Origin of the sequence: Sorangium sp. So ce693 (genome assembly GCF_051521375.1) — a bacterium.
Classification (GTDB): domain Bacteria; phylum Myxococcota_A; class Polyangia; order Polyangiales; family Polyangiaceae; genus Sorangium; species Sorangium atrum.
This window is the reverse complement of the sequence record NZ_CP150347.1, coordinates 12,661,173-12,681,402: the sequence shown is the minus strand read 5'-3', so window position 1 is coordinate 12,681,402 and position 20,230 is coordinate 12,661,173. Positions and strand designations below refer to the sequence as shown.

Here is a 20,230-nt window from a genome sequence, read left to right as displayed (position 1 = left end):
GCCGGGGGAGCCCGGCCTCAACGCCGGCCGACCTTCGCGCTCGCCGCGGCGTGACCGCGCTGGATCGCGCGGGCCCAGAGATCGGAGCGCTCCGGCCCGTGGTCGCCGGCGCGGGCGATCTCGGCGCAGATCGCGGCCGTGAACGCGTCGCCCGCGCCCGCCGCGCGGGCCTGGGCCACGACGGGCGGGGCGAGCGCGATCTCGCCGAAGGGACCGGCGGCGCGGGCTGCGCCTGCGCCCTGGGTGAGCACCAGGGTCGCGCTCGGCCGCATGGCGGCGCGCACCTGGGCGTCGTCGAGCCCCAGCCCGGCGAGGTCCGCCGCGCTGCACCGCACCACGTCGGCCTCGCGCAGCAGGGCGTGGAGCACGCGCGGGTCGCGCCCGGCCCAGAGGCGCCATCGCGCGTTGAGGTCGACGACGACGACGGTACCCGTGCGGCGCGCGGCCCGCGCGGCCCGGCAGAGCGCGGCGATGGGCGCGAGCGCCGGAGAGATCCCCGAGAGCAGCAGCACCGGCGCCGCCCACCCCTCGGGCACCGAGAGGGGCAGATCGTCCTCTGCGCGGTGGGCGACGATGTGCCGCGCCCCGCCGGTGTCCTCCAGCACGATGAGCCCCTGGCGGGCCGGGATCAGCGCCACACCCGCGACGTCAACGCCGACCGCCGCGACCCGCGCCAGGAGCGCCCGGCCCGGGGCGTTGTCGCCGAGCGCCGCCGCGAGCCCGACGCGGAGCCCGCTCCGCGCGAGCGCGACCGCGGCGTTCACCGCCCCGCCGCTTGGCCGGAACCGCAGCGAGGCCCCGCCCGGAGGCGCGAGGTCCCAGAGGGCCTCACCGGCGCAGATGACGTCCAGGGTCACCACCCGCGACGGCGCGACCCGCGCCGCCGTGGACCGCCCAGCGCTCGCAAGATTGGATGCCATGGGGTTCCCCATCTTACACCACGTGGACCGCGGCAGCGCGCGGGCTGCGCCGCTGTCCGTCGGCCCCCTCATGGGAGGGAGGGGCGCCTCGCCTTGCGACTCCTTCCGCACCGTCGATGTGTCGAGCTGCAGGGCTTTCGCCCTCCGGTCCTCCGGACTTCACGGTTCTTCACGCACCGGCGCGGTCGCCCTGACTACGCTGACCCGCATGGCATCCGGAAAAGGTCGCTTGCTCGGGCTCCTCGGCGGGCTGGTGCTGACCGAGGCGAAGGTGCAGGCCGTGGACGCACCCCACCCGCTCTACCGGCACGTGGTGCTCGAGGGCGAGGGGCTGCGCACGGGCAGCTGGCAGCCCGGCGACAAGATCCAGGTGCTCCTCCCCTCGAACGACGTGCGGACCTACACCCCGATCGACTGGTCGGACGGTCGGACCACGCTGCTCCTCCACGCGCACGGGAGCGCGCCGGGCGCGCGGTGGACGGAGGCCGTCCGCCCGGGCGACGTCGTGCGGTTCGTCGGCCCGCAACGCTCCCTCCGTCTGGGAGGCGTGGGCCTCCTGACCGGCGACGAGACCTCGCTCGGGGTGGCGGCCTCGGCGCGCCGCCTCGGCGCCCACGCCGTGCTCCGGGTGGCGAACGTCCCCGCGGCGGAGGCGGCGGCGCGATCGCTCGACGTCTCCGTGGACCTTGCGGGGTCCGACGAGGAGGCCGCCGCATTGCTCCGCGAGCGCGCGGCGGGCGTCGCCACGGCGGTGGCCTGCGGCGGCGGCGCGTGGGTCCAGCGGGCCCGGGAGGTGCTCCGGGCGGCCGGGGTGCGGGAGGTGCGCGCCAAGGCCTACTGGATCGCGGGGAAGACCGGGATCGACTGACCCCATCTGGACGACCCCGAGCGCCGCTTTTGGCGGGAAGCCCGCGGAGACTCCTCACGGATCGGATCGATCGCGCCCCCTCGCGCCCGAGGGCGGCGAGGAGGACAGCGCGTCGACCTCGCCGCGCGTCACGCGCTTGTCGCCATCGCGATCGAGCGCCTTCATCATCTCGCCGACGACCACCTCGGACGGCGTCTCGGAGGTCGTCCTCGAGACGGCGGCCCTCAGCTCCTCGGCCGAGACGCGGCCGTCCCCGTCGGCGTCGATCGTCTCGAAGGCCCCGAGCTGGCGGACGAGGTCCGCGGCGAACGACTCGACGAGGACGAGCTTCGGCTCGCGCCCGCTGTCCGCCGGCGGCACCTTCTCCGGGTGTTCCTGGGCGAAGCGGACCAGCGGCGCGATGTCATCCATGCCGCCGAGGAGCCCCCGCGGGAGGGCGATCCGGTACGCGCGATCGTCGACCAGCGGGAGGCCGTCGATCGCGCTCAGGACGCCGCGGGCGTCCGTCGCCATCCGGTCGTCGATCTGGAGGTAACCGGCGTGCTGGGCGGGGGCGCGCGATCGCGACGCGGCGACGGCCTCGCGGACGACGCGGCCAGGCAGGAGGGTCACCACCACCTCGTTGCTGAAGGGCACCTCGGCCTTGAGATCCCCGTAGGTGAAGCGCTCCCGGTACACGCGACCGCCGCGGATGCCCCCGCCGTTGAAGAGGCACCCCTCCGCCCCGAGGGCGTCCCGGATCCGCGCGCAGAGCAGCGCTCCGAGCGAGGTCTGCTGCACCCGCGTCCCGACGGACGAGAGCTCGCTCCCCGGCGGGAGCCGGAGGAGCGTGGCCGCGTCGAGATCGCGAACGATCTGCATGTGGCGGTCGACGCGCGCGCGCATCGCCGGATCCTCGGGGTAGGCGCCGACCTCCTCGATCCGGACGGTGACCACGGGCAGATCGGGCACCCCGGCAGGCGGCGCCATGGCCGGCCACACGAGGTCGATGATCGCAGCGCTCTCCGCGTCGGTGCCGGCCTTCACGACCCAGCAGCCGTCCACGTCGTCGAGCATCACCTCGTGCTCGTGCCCGCCGAGGATCACGGGAAAGCGCGGATCGCGCTGCGCCCGCGCGAGCGCGAGGTCCTGGTCGCGGCTCTGGTGCGTGATCGGGATCACGCACGCGCACCCCTCGTCGCGGAGGAGCCGACGGGTCCAGCGGAGGGCCGCCTCGTTCGCCGGCTCGATGGTGATCCCCCCGAACGCATCCCGCTGGTAAAGGCCCTGCACGTGCACGAGCAGGCCGAGGAGGCCGATCCGGACAGCGCGCCCGCCGGGGCTCGAGATGTCGAGGATCTCGTGCGTCGGCAGCGCCGGAGAGAACGAGGGCATGTTGGTGTTGAGCCACGTGCCCCGGAACTCCTGCACCCGCGCCCTGAGCTCCGGCAGCTCGACGTCGGCCTCGTGGTTGCCGAAGATGGTGTGGGTGATCGGCAGCGCGTTCATGCAGTCGACCATGCCCCTGCCGTGATCGAGGCTCGACAGCAGGCTCGGCGCGAGGAAATCGCCGGCCATCACGGTGATGAAGCGATCCACGGGCGCGGCGGCGTGGCGCCGCACGAGGGTCGCGAGGCGCGGGAGGTTGTCGAGCAAGTACACGTCGTTCACGCAGACGATCCGCAGAGCGGGGCCTCTGGGCAGGGCGTGTGCGGCGGCGGTCATCGCCATCGAAGATAGCCCAGCCGACGGCCGTGCGACGCCGTCAGCGCCGAGCGCCCCTCGCCTTCGGCGGGCGCCACGCGCGCAGGCTCTCCGCGAGCGGCTCGAGCACCGCGCGCACCCGCGGAATGGCGCGGGCGCTGCGCGGGCAGAGCAGGACGAGCGGGCGTCGCGCGGGCGGCAGGACCACCCGCGCCGCATACTGCTCCGACGAAGGCGCGCAGCTCGCGCCCCTTCCCCACAGGCGCTCATCCGTCGAAGGTGAGCTCCTTCTGGAGGTGCCGCTCTATCCGCTCCAGCACCTGGCGCGCCACGCGCCGGAGCCGCCGGGGGTAGACGACGACGAGGGGCGGGCTCGGCAGCGCGAGCCTGGGCAAGAGGCGGATCAAGCGCCCTTCCTGGACCCGACGCGCGACCAGCCAGCGCGGGAGCACGCTCACGCCGAGCCCTGCTTCCACGGCCCTGAGGTTCGTCTCGATGTCGTCGGTCGTGAGCCTGACGGAGAGCCCCAGCTTCTCGAGATCGCGCACCCCGCCGCTCGCCACGACCCGCACCGCGGCGAGCTCCGACATGGATGTCGGCGCCGGCTTGCCGGCGAACAGGCCGGCGCTCCCGACGAGCCACTGGGGCGAGGTCCCCAGCGTTCGCTCGATGAACGACGGCTCGCTGCGGACACCGACGCGAAGCGCGAAATCGAACGCGCCTGCCACGAGATCGACCCGCTGATCGGTGAGCGCGGCGTCCACGACGAGCCCCGGCGACTCGTGCATGATCCGCACGAGCTCCGGCAAGAGGAGGCGGCGGCCGAGCGCCCCAGGCGCCGAGAGCTTCACGCGGCCCGCGAGGTCCCCGAAGCCGGAGGCGGCGCGGAGCTCCGCGTCCTCCAGCGCGCGCACGTGCTCCTCGATCTGCTCGTAGTACGCGCGCCCCTCCAGGGTGAGCGCGACGCGCCGGGTGGTGCGCTCGAACAGCCGCAGCCCCAGCCGCGACTCGAGATCGGCGATCCCGCGGCTCGCGGCCGATTGCGTCATGGAGAGCTCGCGCGCCGCCCGCGAGAAGCTGCCGCTGTCCGCCACCTTGCAGAACACGCGCAGCGCGAGGAATCGATCCATGGCTCAATTTATTCTGAATTGAAATAACTGTAAGCCGCATTCTATCGCTACCGGCATGAGCGGGCGCTGACCATCCTGCGTGCATGCTCGTACGCCACACGTTCGATGGGCCGAGGCGGGGCCGTCTGCTCCGCCTCCTCGCGTTCTTGAGCGCGCTGCTGCCACCCTTGGGCCTCCACGCGGCCGAGGCCACGGGGGCATCCCCGCCGCAGCAGGTTGCGCCCCGAGGCGCCGATTCCGCAGATCCAGAGTCCGCGGAGGCTCGCCTCGTCCTTGGATCACGCCTCGTGGGGAAGGACACGGGCGGCGGCCTGGAGCTCGACGGCCGCGTGCGCCTCGCGGGTGGGGCGCAGCTCGGCGCCGCTGCCTCCTTCTGGGCCCTCGAGCGAGCGTACATGGGGGGGCAAACGGTGAAAGGCGCGAGCGGCGCCTCGGGCGCTGCAGTCTTCCTGATGCCGCTCGTGACGCACGGCCCGCTCGAGCTCGATCTGCGCCTCAGGACGGGGTTCCTGGCGCTCCGGGATATCGGAGGGCGCGACGGGGGAGGCGGCGACGCGCCCGCGTCGGCGCTCCGGCACATCGACGAGCTGTCGATGATGGCTCACGTCGCGCTCGGCGAGGCGTGGCTGCTCCGCGCCGGGGCCACCGTCGGCTTCGAGCTGGAGCTCGATCCGACGACGGAGCTGGCCGACCTGGCGCAGGTCCTGACGGCGGGCGCCGGCTACGCCGTGTCCGAGCACGTTCTCCTCACCCTCGACGCCGGCGCGGGAGGCAGCTTTGGATTCAACGGCGACAACGGCAAGTTCATGCTCGAGGGCTCCTTCGGAGCGCGCTTCGCTTTCGGACAAGGAGGCTCGCGTGTCGCTCACTGACCGCCGTGGCCACGGCCTTCACCTCATGACGCTCGCGTCGAGCTCGTTCCTCGCGCTCCTGCTCGGGGCCACGCGGGCCGACGCGCAGGCTCCGGACGCCGGGTCCGGGGACGTCGAGCGCGCCTTCGATGCCGGGCCGCCCGGGGCCGCGGACGCGCGCAGCGCGCGCCGGCCCGCGCTGGACGTCCCGGTAGGCGGCTTCGTCGACCTCGAATGGCGCGTGATGGGCCTGGGAGGACACGTGTCGCACGGGCCGGCGTTCGCCGCCGGCGTGACCTTCGCCGACGGCCTGGTGCGCCTCGGCCTGGGTGGGCTCGCGCGGCCGGGGCCCATGAATCCGGCCACCTTCGAGGTCGCTCTGCCCGGAGGGCAGACCTACAAGGGGCAACGCACGCTAGAGCTCAAGTCCGACGGATCCATGCTGGGCGCGCACGTCGGGCTCTCGTTCCGGCTGCCGTTCGCGGAAGCGCTGGCGGTCCAGATCCCGATCACGGTCGGCTACGGCGGGTTCGGCTTCTACTTGCAAGGGGACGATCGCAAGACGCCCGACGGACGCCGCGTGAGCGCGTGGGAGGACGAGCTCTTCGCGGGCAAGGACTCCTTCCTCGGCGTGGTCGTCGATACGGGGCTGCGCGTCGGGTACCAGCCGGCCGACGCGCCGTGGTTCAGGCCCTACGTGGGCGCGAGCTTCACGGCGGTCCCCGGCTTCGACACGGTGGTGCGGGACGACTACCTCGGGTTCAGCGGAGTCCTCGGCGTGGAGCTCGGCCACGGCATCTGAGCGGGCGCCCTCGCCGGTGTCGTCGGCCGGTCCACGCGGCCCCTACGCGCGAGCGCGCTCGTTCAACGCGCTTCTCGGATGTTCCGTTGGAACCGCCCCGACTCCCATCTTCTGTGCGACAGTCCGGCTCGCCATGCTCCCTCGGGAGCTCAGGAGCTCCGTACCGGCTCCGCGAGCCAGCGAATCAGCGCCTCGCTCTCGAGATCGAGCAAGGCATCCTCGACCTCGCCCGGACCGATCGCGCGGGCTCGCTCGAGGATCGAGCGCTCTTCTTCCACCGTCGGCCGTCGGCCGATCCGACGCGCGAAGAGGCGACCGAGCAGCTCGGCGATCGCCTTCTCCTCCCCACGCTGCTCACCCCTTAGCTCGCCTCGCTGCTCTCCTCGCTGCTCCCCGCGTTGCTCCCCTCGCCGCTCGGCCTCGAGGATCAGCTCCCCGATGATCGGTGTGCGCCGGAGCAGCCCCTCTTCCTTGTCCTCCACCATGTCGACGAGCTCCTTCATCAGATTATGCCCCCAGGGATCGATGGCCGCCATCACCAGCAGCGCCGTATACAGCTCGGCCCGCTCCGCGGCCGTCGCCGCCCCCGCGTGGATCTCCGCGACGACGTCCCACAGCGCCGCCGCGGTCGCGTCCCGCGCCAGCGGGGCGAACACCAGCCAGAGCACGCTGCCACGCGCACGGAGCTCGCCGATCGTGTGCTGGTAGACGGCATCGATCCTGAAGTGCGCGCCGCTGAACGGCCGCCCCGGCCAGGCGGTAGAGCGCTGGCCCGTCGCACGCAAGCGCCGCTTCCTGCCCGAGAGGACCACGACGACGCTCTCGATCGGCGGCACAGGCTCACCGGGGGCTTCGAGGCGGAGCGCGGTGAAGAGGAAGCCGAGGTATTCGAAGACGCGATCCGGCACGTCCTCACGGAGCGCGTAGCAGAACTCGATGTGCAGCACCCGCGGCTCGCCGTCGACCCGCAGGCGCAGCGCCTTGTCGACGCGGCGCTCGATGTTCGTGACCTGGCTGTCCACCCAGCCGACGACCTCGGTGCGATGGCCCTCGGGGACGAAGGCGCGCACCAGGTCCCCGGGGCGCCTCCGGGCGAGGTGGCGCAAGGCGATATCGGCGTCTCCCATGCGTGGCGTCCCCGGCAGATCGCATGCCAGGGAGGAGGAGGCCGAAATCACGGGCTCCCAGCATGAGGTATGCGCGCCGGGCGGGTGGCGGCGCCATGGCGGGCTGCGCTCAGGGGTCGAACCTGTAGGTGGTCTCGCCGGCGGACGCCCGCGCCGCGAACTCTCGACAGAAGCCGTTCAGCGCGGGATAGGGATCGGTCGGCAGGACGCGCCGGAACTCCAGATGAGTGACGAGGCAGAAGAGCGCGACCTCCAGGTAGCTCAGATCCCGGTCCGACGGGAGCGCGGCGAGCGCGTGGCTCGCGTTGTCCTCCAGCCATGACATGGTGTTGATCAGGCTATTTCGCTGCTTCGCATGGTGCGCGCTGGCATCACCGGACCCAGCGGCGCCGGCCATGATCAGCGCGACCTCCGTCGCCATCGCATGAACGACGAGCTCCTGGGCGTTCGCGAGAAGGGGCTGGTCGAGGTCCTCCGGCCATACCGTGCGCACCGCGCGCTTCGACTGCCGCGACAGCTCGCGGCAGATATTGAGCGCGCCGAACCACACGCCGCGGGATGTCCGGAGAGCCGGCATCTTGAGCGCGGGGTTGCCCCCGTAGTCCGCCGCGTTGGACGACATGAGGTCCCGCACGACCTCGAGCGAACAGTCGACCCCCATCTCCGAGGCGAAGATCCGCGTCACACGCGTGAAGTGCGAGCTGGAGCGGCCGACGATGACGGGCTTGACGAGCTCTCCTAGAGCATCTGACATGCTTGCTTCTCCGATCCGGGAACCGTTCCGTGTCGATGCGGGTCCGGCGCGTGGAGCGCCTTGAGCTCCAACCCAGCCCCGTCGCGCCGCTCCAACGCATCGTGGACAGGTAGCGTACCCGACGGCGAACCCGCGCTGTCAAGCGTCCGGGCAGCATCCCAGTCGGTCACCCGGGTCCCCGGATCCACGCGCTGCGCGCGCTCACCTGCTCTATCGAACGCGCTTCCTCGCAGCGACCTCGTCGGCCTCCGGCCCATCCGCGCGAGCGGGCCGGCTCCCCCGCTGCCCGTCCGGCGCTCCAACCCAGCCCGACCAGGCCGGGCGAGCGGCGATCCGCGGCGACGCCCCTGTCACACTCTCGCCCGCTGGACCGATGGTCCACGCATGAGAGCCGCCGCTCCGACCGCCCTCGCCCTCCTCGTCCTCGCCTGCACCCCCGCCCCGCGCGACCCTGCGCCGCCGCCAAGCCCCCCTGTCGCGGCCAAGGCGCCGCCGCCGCCCACCTGCGCCCGGCGCGCGGCGGGCCCGGCGCCCGCGCCCCTCGACGCGACCCACGCCGGCTCCGGCGTCGCCCTCGCGGACCTCGGCGGGCGCACCCTCGCCTTCGTCGCCGACGAGGACGACGCCGCCCTCCACACCGTCGACATCGACGCCCGCGCCGCCCTCGCGCGCACCCCGCTCGCTGGTCGGCCCGCCCAGGTGATCGTGCTGGGCGACGGCCGCGTCGTGGCCTCGCTGCGCGACCGCGCCCTGCTCGAGGTGCTGGAGCCGGTGGGCCCTGCCGCCCCGCTCGAGCGAAGGTGCCTGGTGCCCGTGGCGAGCGAGCCGGTGGGCCTCGCGATGACGCCGGACCGCGCCACGCTGCTCGTCGCGAGCCGGTGGGGCCACGCGCTGACCAGCCTCGCGACCGCCGACCTCCGGCGCACCGGCGAGCTCCCGCTCGCCCGGGATCCCAGCGCGGTCGTCGCGTCGAGCGACGGCCGGCGCGCGTTCGTCTCCCACGCGGTCGGCGGCCGCATCAGCGTCGTGACGCTCGACGAAGGCGGCGCGCCGACCGGCGCGCGGGAGCTGTCGACCGACGGGGTGGAGCAGCGCGCCCGGATATCGATGTCGAAGCCCGCGGCGCCGTTCCCCCGCAGCTCGAGCGGGCCCTCGCGGAAAGTGCCCTTCCAGACGCGCCGCCCGACGGTGAACGTGGATCGCCGTGGCTCCCAGGGCTTCGCGCTGGCGCGCGCGGCGAGCGGCGCGGTCTTCGCGCCCATCGCGCTCGTCGATCCGGGGCCCACGACGGGCGCCGGAGGTTATGGCAGCGCACTCGTCCAGACCGCGATCGAGCACATCGCGGTCGTCGACGCGATGGGCGACCACGCGGACGTCCCGCCGATCTCGGCCCACCTCGGGCTCCGCGGCTGCCGGCTTCCGCGCGCGGCAGCGTTCGAGCCCGGGGATGAGGTCCTGCTCGTCACCTGCCTCGGCCACGATCAGGTGATCGCCTACGACGCGCGCGCCGAGATCCCCGGCAAGCCGCCGCGGACCGGATCGGTGCGGGATCGCGAGCTCTTCCGCGCCCGCGTGGGCGCCGGGCCCACCGCCGTCGCCGTCGACGGCGCGCGCCGGCGCGCCGTGGTCTTCTCCCGGTTCGACGGCGCGCTGACGATCCTGCCCGCCGCGCGCGCTCCGGGGCCGACCGCGATCAGCGCCATCGGCAAGGAGCTCACCGGCGAGCTGCCGGTCATCGCCCTGCCCCGCGCGTCGCGCCTCGACGAGCAGCGCGCGGAGGGCCAGCGGCTCTTCCACGCGGCCGGCGGCCGTCGCATCGCGTTCGACGGCCGCGCCTGCGCCAGCTGCCACCCCGACGGCCGCGACGACGCGCTCACCTGGTCGACGCCGGAGGGCCCGCGCCAGACGCCGATGCTCATGGGGCGGCTCGATGGCACAGCGCCGTACGGCTGGGAAGGCGGCAAGAAGGACCTGGAGAGCCACTTCGCCCGGACCATGTCCCGGCTCGCCGGCGCCGGCCTGACCGCGAAGGAGCGCGACGCCATCTTCGCGTACCTCCGCGGCATGGAGCCGCCCGCCGAGGCGGCGGTCCTCACGGCCGAGGAGCGCGCCGCGCTCGTGGCGGCGCCGGCCGGCGCCGCAGAAGCGGCGACCGCAGAGACGGCAACCGCGGCGGCCGGCGCCCGCGTGGCCCTCGCCGCGCGCGGCGAGGAGCTCTTCCACGCCCGCGAGGCCGGCTGCTCGAGCTGCCATGTCGGCGACGAGCTGACCACCGACGGCGCGCGGCACGACGTGCGGAGCGCGACGCGCTTCGAGACGGAGCGCTCCTTCGAGACGCCCTCGCTGCGCTTCGTCGGCCGATCTGCGCCGTACTACCACGACGGCCGCTACCCGACGCTGCTCGCGCTGGTCGAGGGGGTGGACGGATCGATGGGCCACACAGCCCACCTGTCGGCGGGGGATCGGCGCGCCCTGGCCGCTTACCTGGAGTCGCTCTGAGGGCGGCGCGGCCGGCCTGAACCGCGTCGCCCCGAGCTGGGCGCCGCTCGGCGGCCACGCGCCCGGTCTCCGCGCCTCTCGCGGGAGCTCACGAGCGGCGAATCGGCTCCGCGAGCCAGCGGACCAGCGCCTCGCCCTCGAGATCGAGCAAGGCATCCGTGACCTCCCCCGGGCCGTTCGCGCGGGCTCGCTCCAGAATCGAACGCGCTTCGTCAGCCGTCGGCTGTCGCCCGATCCGCCGCGCGAAGAGGCGGCCGAGCAGCTCTGCGATCGCCTCCTGTGCTCGTTCTTCGCCTCGTCGCTCGGCCTCGATGATCATCTCTCCGATGATCGGCGTGCGCCGGAGCAGCCCCTCTTCCTTGTCCTCCACCATGTCGATGAGCTCCTTCCGCAGATCATGCCCCCAGGGATCGATGGCGGCCATCACCAGCAGCGCCGTGTACAGCTCGGCCCGCTCCGCCGCGGCCTTTGCCCCCGCGTGGATCTCTGCGACGACCTCCCGCAGCGCCGCCGCGGTCGCGTCCCGCGCCAGCGGGGCGAACACCAGCCAGAGCACGCTGCCGCGCGCCCGGAGCTCCGCCACCGTGCGCTGGTAGACGGCGTCCACGCGGAAGTGCGTCCCGCTGAACGGCCGACCCGGCCATGCGGTGCAGCGCTGGCCCGTCGCGCGCAAGCGCCGCTTTCTGCCCGAGAGGACCACGACGACGCTCTCGATCGGCGGCACAGGCTCACCGGGGGCTTCGAGGCGGAGCGCGGCGAAGAGGAAGCCGAGGTATTCGAGGACGCGATCCGGCACGTCCTCACGGAGCGCGAAGCAGAACTCGACATGCAGCACCCGCGGCTCGCCGTCGACCTGCAGGCGCAGCGCCTTGTCGAGGCGGCGCTCGATGTTCGTGACCTGGCTGTCCACCCAGCCGACGACCTCGGTGCGATGGCCCTCCGGGACGAAGGCGCGCGCCAGGTCCCCGGGCCGCCTCCGGGCGAGGTGGCGCAAGGTGATGTCCGCGTCTCCCATGCATGGCACTCACGGCAGATCGCGTGCCAGCGAGGAGAAGGCCGATATTACGGGATACCCGCGTGAGTCATGCACATCGAGCGGGTGGCGGCGCCATGGCGGGCCGCGCGGCCTCCCCTCAGGCCGTGAACCCGCCGTCGATGGTGATCGTCGCTCCGGTGATGAAGCGCCCGCCTTCGCCGGCAAGGTGAGCGACCGTGGCGGCGATGTCGTCGGTGCTGCCGTAGTGACCGAGCGCGAGCATGCTCCGCTGCATATCCGCCCCAGCGCCGTTGGCCGGGTTCATGTCCGTGTCGATCGGGCCGGGCTGGATGAGGTTGGCGGTGATGCCGCGCGGCCCGAGATCGCGGGCGAGGCCCTTCGTGAGGCCGATCAGCGCGGACTTGCTCATGGAGTACAGCGCGATTCCCGGCCCCGGCACCCGGTCGGCGAGGCAGCTGCCCATGCTGATGATGCGCCCGCCGGCGCCCATGTGCCGCGCCGCGGCCTGCGAGGCGAGGAAGACGCCCCGAACATGGATTCCCAGCGTCTTGTCCAGGTCCGCGAGCGTCACGGCCTCGATCGGCGCCATGATGGCGACGCCGGCGTTGTTGACGAGGATGTCCAGCCTGCCGAACTCGGCCACCGTCCGCTCGACCGCGCCGACGATCGCCGCCGGATCCGCGGTATCCGCCGCGATCGCCATCCCCCGCCGACCGGCCGCCTCGACGTCGGCGATCACCGAGCGCCCCTTGTCCGCGGCGCTCACGTACGTCAGCGCCACATCCGCCCCGCCCCGCGCCAGCCGCTTGACGATCGCCGCGCCAATCCCGCGGCTGCCCCCGGTCACCAGCGCCACCTTGCCTGCAAATTCCGCCATGTCAGCCTCTTTTCTGTACAGATCGATACAGAATGTATAGTCTGTCCCGTGACCGGTGGTCAATCCTTTTTTTATCGATTGTCACAGAACTACAGAAAGGTCTCGATGATGGTCGGACGAGGTCGCCCTCGCAGCTTCGATCGGAGCGCCGCCTTGCGGCGGGCGATGGAGGTGTTCTGGGAGCGGGGCTACGAGGGCACCTCGCTCAGCGATCTCACGGCCGCGATGGGCATCAACTCGCCGAGCCTCTACGCCGCGTTCGGCTGCAAGGAGGCGCTGTTTCGCGAGGCCGTTGAGCTCTACACCGAGGTCGAGGGCGCGACGACGAACCGGGCCCTGCGCGACGAGCCGACGGCGCGCAGGGCGGTCGAGGCGATGCTGCGCGGCAACGTCGAGGGGTACGTGACGCCGGGCAAGCCGAGCGGCTGCATGGTCGTGCTCGCCGCGACGCTCGGCACGCCGGAGAACGAGCGCGTGCGCGCCTACCTGGCCGCGTGCCGGCGGGCGGCGCTCGACGTGCTCCGGCGCCGGCTGGATCGCGGCGTCGTCGAGGGCGACGTGCCGGTGGGCACCGACACGGCGGCGCTCGCCGCCTTCTACACCGCCGTGCTCCAGGGCCTCTCCCTCCAGGCCCGCGACGGCGCCTCGCGCGAGGCGCTCCAGGCGATCGTCGACTGCGCGATGGCAGCATGGGAGACGCTGGCGAGGCCGCGCGCCGCGGTCTGAGCGCGCCCGGCGGCGCGCGGGGTGAGCCCACGCTCTACGTGGCTTCGTTCATCGGCCGCATGACGATCTGCACGATGCGCGAGCGGTCCCGCGGCAGCGCGGCGAGCACCACGGCCTCGGCCACGTCCTCCGGCGTGGAGAAGCCCTGCATGCGCTCCGAGCCGGCGGTGCGCCCGTCGCCGAGGGCGAAGTGGGTCTCGACGCCGCCCGGACAGACGGCGCTCACCTTGATGTTCTCCTGCCAGAACTCGCGATCGAGCGCCTGGGTCAGGCCCATCTGCGCGAACTTGGAGGCGCAGTAGATGGCCTCGCTCGGATAGCCCTGAAGGCCGGCGACGCTCGCGACGTTGATGATGTGGCCGCCGCCCTGGCGGCGCATGTGGGGGATGACCTCGCGGCAGAACAGCCATGTCCCCTTCACGTTCGTCGCCATGATGCGGTCGTAGTCGTCCTCCGACCAGTCGAGGAAGGGCCGGTATCCGCCGATGCCCGCGTTGTTGACGAGGATGTCGACCCTCCCGAGCTGGCCGACGACCCTCTCCACGCACGCGGCGACGGAGGCGGCGCGGGTGACGTCGGCCTCGATCATCAGCCCGCGGCCGCCCGCCGCGCGGATCTCCCCCTCGAGCGCCGACAGATCGGCCGCGGTGCGCGCCACGCCGACCGCGACGGCCCCCTCCCGGCTCAGCGCGAGCGCGCTGGCCTTCCCGATTCCCCTGCTCGCCCCGGTGATGAGCGCGATCTTGTCCTTCAGCCGCACGGTGTCCCCCTCTCTCTCCGCCGCGCGCAGAGGAACGGAGCGCCGCCCCCCCGCGCCGGCGGGAGGCACGCTATCACGGGCGCGGCGCGCGCGCGCGGAGCCGGTAGCCGGCCTCAGGCGGGGCGCCGGCCTCGAGCCAGGCTGGTCTCGGCGGCGGCGGTCGCGGCCCTCGCGCTCCGCGGCGCGCTGCCGGGAAGCACGGCCGGGCTGGAGGGGTGATATAGGACCTGCCATGACCACGCCTGCGCTCGCATCGAAGCTGCCGTCGACCGGCGTCAGCATCTTCACGGTGATGACGCGGCTCGCGAACGAGCACGGCGCCATCAACCTGTCGCAGGGCTTCCCGGATTTCGACTGCGCGCCGGAGCTGGTGGAGGCCGTCGCCCGCCACATGCGCGCCGGCCACAACCAGTATGCCCCCATGCAGGGCGTGCTGGCCCTGCGCGAGGCGCTGGCGATGAAGATCGAGCGGCTCTATGGCCGCCGCTACGATCCGGCGACCGAGATCACGATCACCTCGGGCGCGACCGAGGGCATCTTCAGCACGATCACCGCGTTCGTCCGGCCCGGGGACGAGGTCATCCTGTTCCAGCCCTGCTATGACTCGTACGCGCCGGCCGTGCAGCTGAACGGCGGAACGCCCGTGTTCGTCACGCTCCGCTTTCCGGACTACCGCGTCGACTGGGACGAGGTGCGGCGCGCGCTCACGCCGCGCACGCGGCTCCTGCTCATCAACTCTCCGCACAACCCGACCGGAACGATGCTGTCGGCCGACGACATGCGCGAGCTCGCCCGCGTCGTGGACGGGCGGGACGTCCTCGTCGTCGGCGACGAGGTCTACGAGCACATCCTCTTCGACGGGCGCCGGCACGAGAGCCTCGCGCGGTATCCGGAGCTCTCGGATCGCTCCGTCGTCATCAGCTCCTTCGGCAAGACGTACCACACGACCGGCTGGAAGGTGGGCTATTGCGCGGCGCCGCAGGCGCTCTCTGCCGAGATCCAGCGGGTCCACCAGTTCGTGACGTTCGCGGTGAACGGCGCCATCCAGCACGCGTATGCCGAGCTCGTGATGCGCGACCCGCTCGCCGCCGATCTCGCGCTCTTCTACCAGGCGAAGCGGGATCTCTTCCTGAGGCTCATCGAGGGCTCGCGGTTCCGCCCGCTGCCGTGCGAGGGCACGTATTTCCAGCTGCTCGACACCTCCGCGATCACGGCCGAGCGAGACGCCGACTTCGCGCGGAGCCTCCTCCGCGAGCATGGCGTCGCCTCGATCCCGATCTCCCCGTTCCTCTCCGGCGTGGAGCCCGGGCCCGTCCTGCGGTTCTGCTTCGCCAAGCGGGACGAGACGCTGGAGCGCGCGGCGGAGAGGCTGCGCCGGGTCTGAGGGTCCGCGGGGGAAAACACCTCCGGGGCGCCACCTCCTGTAACATCCGCGTTCGCCGACGACCAGGCGAGCTCAATGCCTCGCAGCCACAGAGGAACGACCTCATGAATGCAGAGAAGAACGACGCAAGTCAGGCCGACGAGCTCCTCGCCGAGGCCGAACGGATCTCGGCGCTCCTCGCCGAGCACGCGGCCCGGCACGACCGGGATGCCACCTTCCCGATCGAGGGGCTGACCGCCATGATCCGCTCACCGATCAACACAGCGCTGCTCGGCGGGGCCGCCGGCGACGGCGCCGCCCGCGCGCCCTGCTCGTGGCTCACCTTCGGCCGCATCGTGGCCATCCTCGCGCGGGGCGACGCGTCGTTCGCCACGGCGTGGCTCATGCACCAGGGCGCCCTGTCGGTCTACCGCGCCCTTGTCGACCCCGGCGAGCGGTCCCGCTTCGAGCAGGCGATCCGCCGCGGCGCGTGGGTCGGCAACGCGCTCTCCGAGCCCACCAGCGGCAACATGTTCCTCGTGCCACGCCAGGTGGCCCAGAAGGCCGAGGGTGGCTATCGCCTGACCGGCGAGAAGCGCTTCGTCACCGGGTGCGAGCGCGCGGACTGGTTCCTCACGGCCGCTGTCTGCGACGGCCAGCCGGCGTTCTTCCTCATCGAGAGGGACGACTCGATCGCCATCGAGCCCGTCTGGGACACCCTCGGAATGCGAGGCACGCGCAGCCAGATCGTCCGCTTCCAGGGCACGCCCCTGCCCGAGTCGCGGCGGCTCGCGCTCGATCCCCTGGCGCCGAACCCCATTCCCAACGGCCTCGGCTGGCTCTCCGTGGGCATCGCCGAGGCCGCCATGGCCGCGGCCGTGGCCTACGCCAAGGAGCGGGTCCTGCCGCCGGGCGACCGGCCCATCGCCGAGCTGCAATGGGTGCAGTTCGCCGTGGCCGACATGAGCCTGCGCCTCGAGGCCGCGCGCGCCCTCGCCATGCGCACCGCCGTCGCCCTGGACGCGGGCGACCCGAGCTACGGCCTCCTGCAGCTGCAATCCAAGGTGGTGGCCAACGAGGCCGCGGTGGCCATCGCCACCTCGGCCCTGGAGATCGCCGGCGGCGCCGGGTACATGCGCACCCGCCCCATCGAGCGCCACCTGCGCGACGCGATGAGCGGCCCCATCATGGCCCTGTCCGGCCCCGCGATCCGCGACATCGTGGGCAAGGCCCTGCTCGGCATCGCCTGACGCCGCGCGCGCGGCCACCTCGCGCCGCGCGGGCCCGCGCGGCGCCGGCGCGCGCGCCGTCGGAGCGCGTCAGCCGAGCAGCTGCCGGATCCGATCGAGCAGCTCCGGAAAGCCGATCCCCTTCGCGAGCACCGCGTCCGGCGGGGGCGCGTCGCCGAGGCCCTCGTCGCCGCTGCCGCTGATCAGCACCGCCTTCGCGCGCGGCAGGCGCGCCCGCAGCGCCGCCACGAGATCGGTGCCATGACCGTCGCCGAGGTTCTGATCGAGCAGCGCGAGGTCGTACCGCGCGCCCTCCGCCGCGATCTTCTGCCCGGCCTCGGCGAACGAGCCGGCTTCCTCCACCTGGAAGCCCTCGTCCTCCAGGAGCGTCGCGAGCACGAACCGGGACGACGCGTCGTCGTCGACGAGGAGCACGGTCACGCTCACGCCGCCCTCCTCCGCCCCTGCGGCCGGCGCGGTCGCGGCCGGGCATGGAGCAGCGCACGCCGCCGCCCGGCGCCATGTCCAGCGACCCTCAGCACGTCCCCGGGTCGCTCCGGGCGCGCGCGATCGTGTGCATGAGCTCGCGCACCTCGAACGGTTTGTGGAGGCAGGCGTACCCGCCCTGGCTCGTGAACGCGTGGATCATCTCCGGCGTCGCGTGGCCGGTCATCGCGATCACCGTGATCCCGCGGCTCAGCCGCCGGATCTGCTCGTGGGTCCTCACGCCGTCCAGGGAGGGCATCCGGAGGTCGAGCACGCAGACGTCGACCGCCGCGTCCCGCGCGCGCTGGATGGCCGTGTGCCCGTCGTACGCGGCCTCCGCGCGCAGCCCGGCCGCCTTGAGCCCCGCCACGATCGACTCCGCGACCGCGGGGAGGTCGTCCACCACGAGCACGCCGCGCGACGAGAGGGCCCGCGCGATGATCCGCATGAGGTGCTCCATCGAGAAGGGCTTGTAGATGACCGCATAGACCCCCTCGCCGATGCCCTGCTCGATGAGCTGCTCGCGCGCGAAGCCCGTCATCAGCACCACCGTGAGCTCCGGCTGGAGCCGCTTGATCTCCCGGAACGTCGCGACGCCGTCGAGGCCGGGCATCCTCACGTCGGTCAGCACGAGCGCGAAGCGCCGCTGCCTCACGAGCTCGAGGGCGTGCGCCCCGTCGCGCGCCTCGACGACCTCGTACCCCTCGAGCTCGAGGTTCGCGGCGAGCGTGGCGCGCATCCCCTCCTCGTCGTCCACCACGAGCACCGGTCCGGTCCCTTGCATCGACGGACGTCTCCCTCCGCTGTCACGCGACTTGAACGGAGTGTACCTCCGGCGCCGCGGCGCGCGGTAACCGGATGGTGAACGTCGTCCCCGCGCCGGGCGCGCTCTCCACCGCGATCGTGCCGCCGTGCAGGCGGACGATCCCCGCGGTGATGGCGAGCCCGAGGCCCGTCCCCTTCAGCTTCGTGCTGAAGAGCGGCTCGAAGATCTTCGCGAGGTGCTCTTCCTCGATCCCATCCCCGTTGTCGGCCACCTCGAGGCTCACGGCCTCGTCACACACACGCCCAACCACACGCACCCACCCTTCGCGTTCGACAGGGATCGCCTCGGCCGCGTTCTGGATCAGGTTCACGAGCACCTGCCGGAACTGGTCCTTGTCGAGGCTCGGCACCGGCAGCGCCGCCGGCACGAGGTTCTCGAGGCGCACGTGCGCGGGCGGCTCGACGACCGACATCGCGTCGTCCACCAGGGGCGCGAGCGGGCAGGCGGTGCGGCGGAGCCTGCGCTCACGCGCGAAGTCCAGGAGATCGCCGATGATCCGGTTGCACGAGAGGAGCTCCTTCTCCATCAGGGCGAGGAACTGGGCGACGCGCGGCTCCGCGCCGACCTCGGTCCCGGCGAGGCGCTTCTTGAGGTAGTGCGTCGCGTTCCGGATGGCGCCGAGCGGGTTGCGGAGCTCGTGCCCGACGCTCGCCGCGAGCTGCCCTATCGCCGCGAGCCGCTCGACGCGCACGCTCGACGCCTGGGCCTCGCGCAGGCTCTCGGCCATGTGGCGGAGCGCCGCGCCGATGCGCCCGAACTCGTGCCTTCCCAGGTCCGGCACGCGGTGTTCGAGATCGCCTCCGGCGATGCGCCGCGAGCACTCCGCGAGCGCGCCGAACCCGCGCGCCATCGAGCGCAGGAGGCCACCGAGGAGGACGACGAGGATCACGAGCGCCGCCGTCATCAGGGCGATGCTCGCGATCCTGATCCTGGCGCCCGCGCGGCCCGCCTCCTCCGCGTTCCGCGCGACGTCGCGCCGCGCGTCGGCGATGGCCGCGTCGATCTGGGGCACGAACCCCTCCTCGTACTCGGCCTCGGGGCGCTCCACGAACCTCCGGTAGGCCGCCAGATCCCCGGCGCTCGCCATGCGGGACACGTGGTCGACGCCCCCGGCGATCGCCGCGAAGCTCACGCGCATCCGGCGCAGCCGCTCGTCGCCTTCCTGCGCCTCGCGCAGCGCCTCGGGGGCGCGCTCGCCCTCGATCAGCGTCCGCTCGAGCGGCTCCCACGCCCGCTCGAGCGGCTCCCACGCCCGCTCGAGCGGCTCCCGCGCCCGCTCGATCGCCTCCGCCGCGGCCAGGTCCCGCGCGACGAGCCCGGCCAGGTAGTGGAGCTCCTCGGAGTCGCCGCCGCCGAGGGAGATCTCCGCGGCTTCCCGCATGTAGCGGCCGGCGTGGTTGGCGAGCGTGACGTGGCGGGTGAGGTCCTCGTACGACAGCTCGGCGCGCCGCTGGAGCCGCGTCATGCTGGCTGAGGTGACGTAGAGCGCGCCGGTCGCGAGCAGCACGACGGCCGCGGCCACGGCGAAGATCAGCGACAGGGCGGCCCGGATGCTCATCGCGGCGCCTCGGCCGCGCGCGCCGTCACGGCCCCTCCTCGGCGCCCGCGCCGGGCGGCTCGGGCGCTGCTGCGAGGGGCAGCTCGATGCACGCCAGCGTGCCGGAGGGCGCGCCGTGGCCGAGGGTGAGCGTCCCGAAATAGCGGCGCGCCACGCGCCCGGCGATGTTGAGCCCGAGGCCGAGGCGGCCCGGCTTGGTTGTGTAGAACGGGCGCGTGATCGCCTCCCGCTCTGCCTCGGGCACGCCCGTCCCCGTGTCGCCGACCTCGATGCGGTAGCGGGCGCCGACCACGCTCCCGCGGAGCGTGACCACCCCGCCCCCGGGCATCGCCTCCGCCGCGTTCTCCACGAGGCACCGGACCGCCAGGGCGAGCTCCGCCGGATCGAGCTCGACCACGCCCTCCGCCGCGTCGACGTCGACGCGGATCCCGGGCTCGGCGATGCGCGCGCAGGCCGCCGCCGTGAGGGCGCACTCGCGGGCGCTCGCGCTCACCGGACGCCGCCTGAGGCTCGCGTTCGCGTCGATGACGCCGTCGACGAGCGCGCTCGCCGCGATCGCCTCCTCGTCGATGACGTCGAGGAACTGCCCCACCCGCGGGTCGTCCCGAAAGGCCTGCTCCCGGGCGACCTTGCGCCGGATGAAGAACGCCGCATTGCGGATCGTCCCGAAGCAATTGCGCAGATCGTGGCGCAGCGTCGCCACGATCTCCTCGGCCGTCGCGGTCTGCTCCACCGCGCCGAGCGGATCTCGGCTCGTCATCGTCGGGGATCGCC

General features: G+C 73.1%; 19 protein-coding genes. 7 read left to right on the top strand and 12 right to left on the bottom strand.

The window, feature by feature from the left end; translation table 11 throughout:
* Positions 1-17 precede the first annotated feature (17 nt).
* Positions 18-920: a PfkB family carbohydrate kinase gene (locus WMF14_RS47370; protein WP_437797397.1), complete on the bottom strand. Its 903-nt coding sequence runs from the start codon at positions 918-920 to the stop codon at positions 18-20.
* A gap of 208 nt (positions 921-1,128) precedes the next feature.
* Between WMF14_RS47370 and WMF14_RS47365 the strand changes: the two genes are divergently transcribed.
* Positions 1,129-1,788 carry a siderophore-interacting protein gene (locus WMF14_RS47365; protein WP_272096525.1) on the top strand — a complete coding sequence of 220 codons (660 nt, stop codon included), beginning with the start codon at positions 1,129-1,131 and terminating at the stop codon, positions 1,786-1,788.
* Positions 1,789-1,842: 54 nt separating this feature from the next.
* Here WMF14_RS47365 and WMF14_RS47360 read toward each other — a convergent pair whose 3' ends face one another.
* The gene (locus WMF14_RS47360; RefSeq protein ID WP_437797395.1) at positions 1,843-3,492 is read right to left on the bottom strand and encodes a 5'-nucleotidase C-terminal domain-containing protein; all 1,650 of its coding nucleotides are present in this window, start codon (positions 3,490-3,492) and stop codon (positions 1,843-1,845) included.
* 245 nt (positions 3,493-3,737) lie between these two features.
* On the bottom strand, positions 3,738-4,601 hold the full coding sequence (locus tag WMF14_RS47355; protein ID WP_272096521.1) for a LysR family transcriptional regulator: 864 nt from the start codon (positions 4,599-4,601) through the stop codon (positions 3,738-3,740).
* Between the two features lie 287 nt (positions 4,602-4,888).
* On the opposite strand from WMF14_RS47355, the gene WMF14_RS47350 reads away from it, so the two are divergent.
* Together WMF14_RS47350 and WMF14_RS47345 are read left to right on the top strand one after the other, a co-directional pair.
* Entirely contained in the window at positions 4,889-5,473 is a 585-nt protein-coding gene (locus WMF14_RS47350; protein WP_437797393.1) for a hypothetical protein, read from the top strand.
* On the top strand, positions 5,460-6,254 hold the full coding sequence (locus WMF14_RS47345; RefSeq protein WP_437797391.1) for a hypothetical protein: 795 nt from the start codon (positions 5,460-5,462) through the stop codon (positions 6,252-6,254). Before WMF14_RS47350 ends, WMF14_RS47345 begins: the two co-directional genes overlap by 14 nt.
* Before the next feature lie 149 nt (positions 6,255-6,403).
* On the opposite strand, the gene WMF14_RS47340 is transcribed toward WMF14_RS47345, so the two are convergent.
* Both WMF14_RS47340 and WMF14_RS47335 read right to left on the bottom strand, forming a co-directional pair.
* A complete protein-coding gene (locus WMF14_RS47340; protein WP_272096518.1) occupies positions 6,404-7,381 on the bottom strand; it encodes a hypothetical protein in 978 nt (325 codons plus the stop codon).
* Between the two features lie 109 nt (positions 7,382-7,490).
* Positions 7,491-8,135, bottom strand: a complete 645-nt coding sequence (locus tag WMF14_RS47335) for a glutathione S-transferase N-terminal domain-containing protein (RefSeq protein WP_437797389.1) — start codon at positions 8,133-8,135, stop codon at positions 7,491-7,493.
* Positions 8,136-8,519: 384 nt separating this feature from the next.
* Between WMF14_RS47335 and WMF14_RS47330 the strand changes: the two genes are divergently transcribed.
* Positions 8,520-10,634 (top strand): cytochrome C peroxidase, encoded by a 2,115-nt coding sequence (locus WMF14_RS47330; protein WP_437797388.1) that lies wholly within the window; start codon positions 8,520-8,522, stop codon positions 10,632-10,634.
* 88 nt (positions 10,635-10,722) lie between these two features.
* Here WMF14_RS47330 and WMF14_RS47325 read toward each other — a convergent pair whose 3' ends face one another.
* Both WMF14_RS47325 and WMF14_RS47320 read right to left on the bottom strand, forming a co-directional pair.
* A complete protein-coding gene (locus WMF14_RS47325; RefSeq protein WP_437797386.1) occupies positions 10,723-11,649 on the bottom strand; it encodes a hypothetical protein in 927 nt (308 codons plus the stop codon).
* Positions 11,650-11,767: 118 nt separating this feature from the next.
* Positions 11,768-12,508: an SDR family NAD(P)-dependent oxidoreductase gene (locus tag WMF14_RS47320; RefSeq protein ID WP_272096513.1), complete on the bottom strand. Its 741-nt coding sequence runs from the start codon at positions 12,506-12,508 to the stop codon at positions 11,768-11,770.
* Between the two features lie 108 nt (positions 12,509-12,616).
* Here WMF14_RS47320 and WMF14_RS47315 point away from each other — a divergent pair, with 108 nt between their 5' ends.
* A complete protein-coding gene (locus tag WMF14_RS47315) occupies positions 12,617-13,234 on the top strand; it encodes a TetR/AcrR family transcriptional regulator (RefSeq protein ID WP_437804421.1) in 618 nt (205 codons plus the stop codon).
* A gap of 34 nt (positions 13,235-13,268) precedes the next feature.
* Here WMF14_RS47315 and WMF14_RS47310 read toward each other — a convergent pair whose 3' ends face one another.
* Positions 13,269-13,994, bottom strand: a complete 726-nt coding sequence (locus WMF14_RS47310) for an SDR family oxidoreductase (RefSeq protein WP_437797384.1) — start codon at positions 13,992-13,994, stop codon at positions 13,269-13,271.
* Positions 13,995-14,226: 232 nt separating this feature from the next.
* Between WMF14_RS47310 and WMF14_RS47305 the strand changes: the two genes are divergently transcribed.
* Together WMF14_RS47305 and WMF14_RS47300 are read left to right on the top strand one after the other, a co-directional pair.
* Positions 14,227-15,378, top strand: coding sequence for a methionine aminotransferase (locus tag WMF14_RS47305; RefSeq protein ID WP_437797382.1), 1,152 nt, complete (start codon positions 14,227-14,229; stop codon positions 15,376-15,378).
* 104 nt (positions 15,379-15,482) lie between these two features.
* Positions 15,483-16,607: an acyl-CoA dehydrogenase family protein gene (locus tag WMF14_RS47300; RefSeq protein WP_437797380.1), complete on the top strand. Its 1,125-nt coding sequence runs from the start codon at positions 15,483-15,485 to the stop codon at positions 16,605-16,607.
* Positions 16,608-16,676: 69 nt separating this feature from the next.
* On the opposite strand, the gene WMF14_RS47295 is transcribed toward WMF14_RS47300, so the two are convergent.
* From WMF14_RS47295 to WMF14_RS47280, 4 genes are all read right to left on the bottom strand, one after another.
* Positions 16,677-17,033: a response regulator gene (locus tag WMF14_RS47295; protein WP_437797378.1), complete on the bottom strand. Its 357-nt coding sequence runs from the start codon at positions 17,031-17,033 to the stop codon at positions 16,677-16,679.
* A gap of 88 nt (positions 17,034-17,121) precedes the next feature.
* Positions 17,122-17,856, bottom strand: a complete 735-nt coding sequence (locus WMF14_RS47290) for a response regulator (RefSeq protein ID WP_437326439.1) — start codon at positions 17,854-17,856, stop codon at positions 17,122-17,124.
* Between the two features lie 22 nt (positions 17,857-17,878).
* A complete protein-coding gene (locus WMF14_RS47285) occupies positions 17,879-19,456 on the bottom strand; it encodes a sensor histidine kinase (protein ID WP_437797376.1) in 1,578 nt (525 codons plus the stop codon).
* Positions 19,457-19,481: 25 nt separating this feature from the next.
* A complete protein-coding gene (locus WMF14_RS47280) occupies positions 19,482-20,216 on the bottom strand; it encodes a sensor histidine kinase (RefSeq protein WP_437797374.1) in 735 nt (244 codons plus the stop codon).
* Positions 20,217-20,230: the final 14 nt, after the last annotated feature.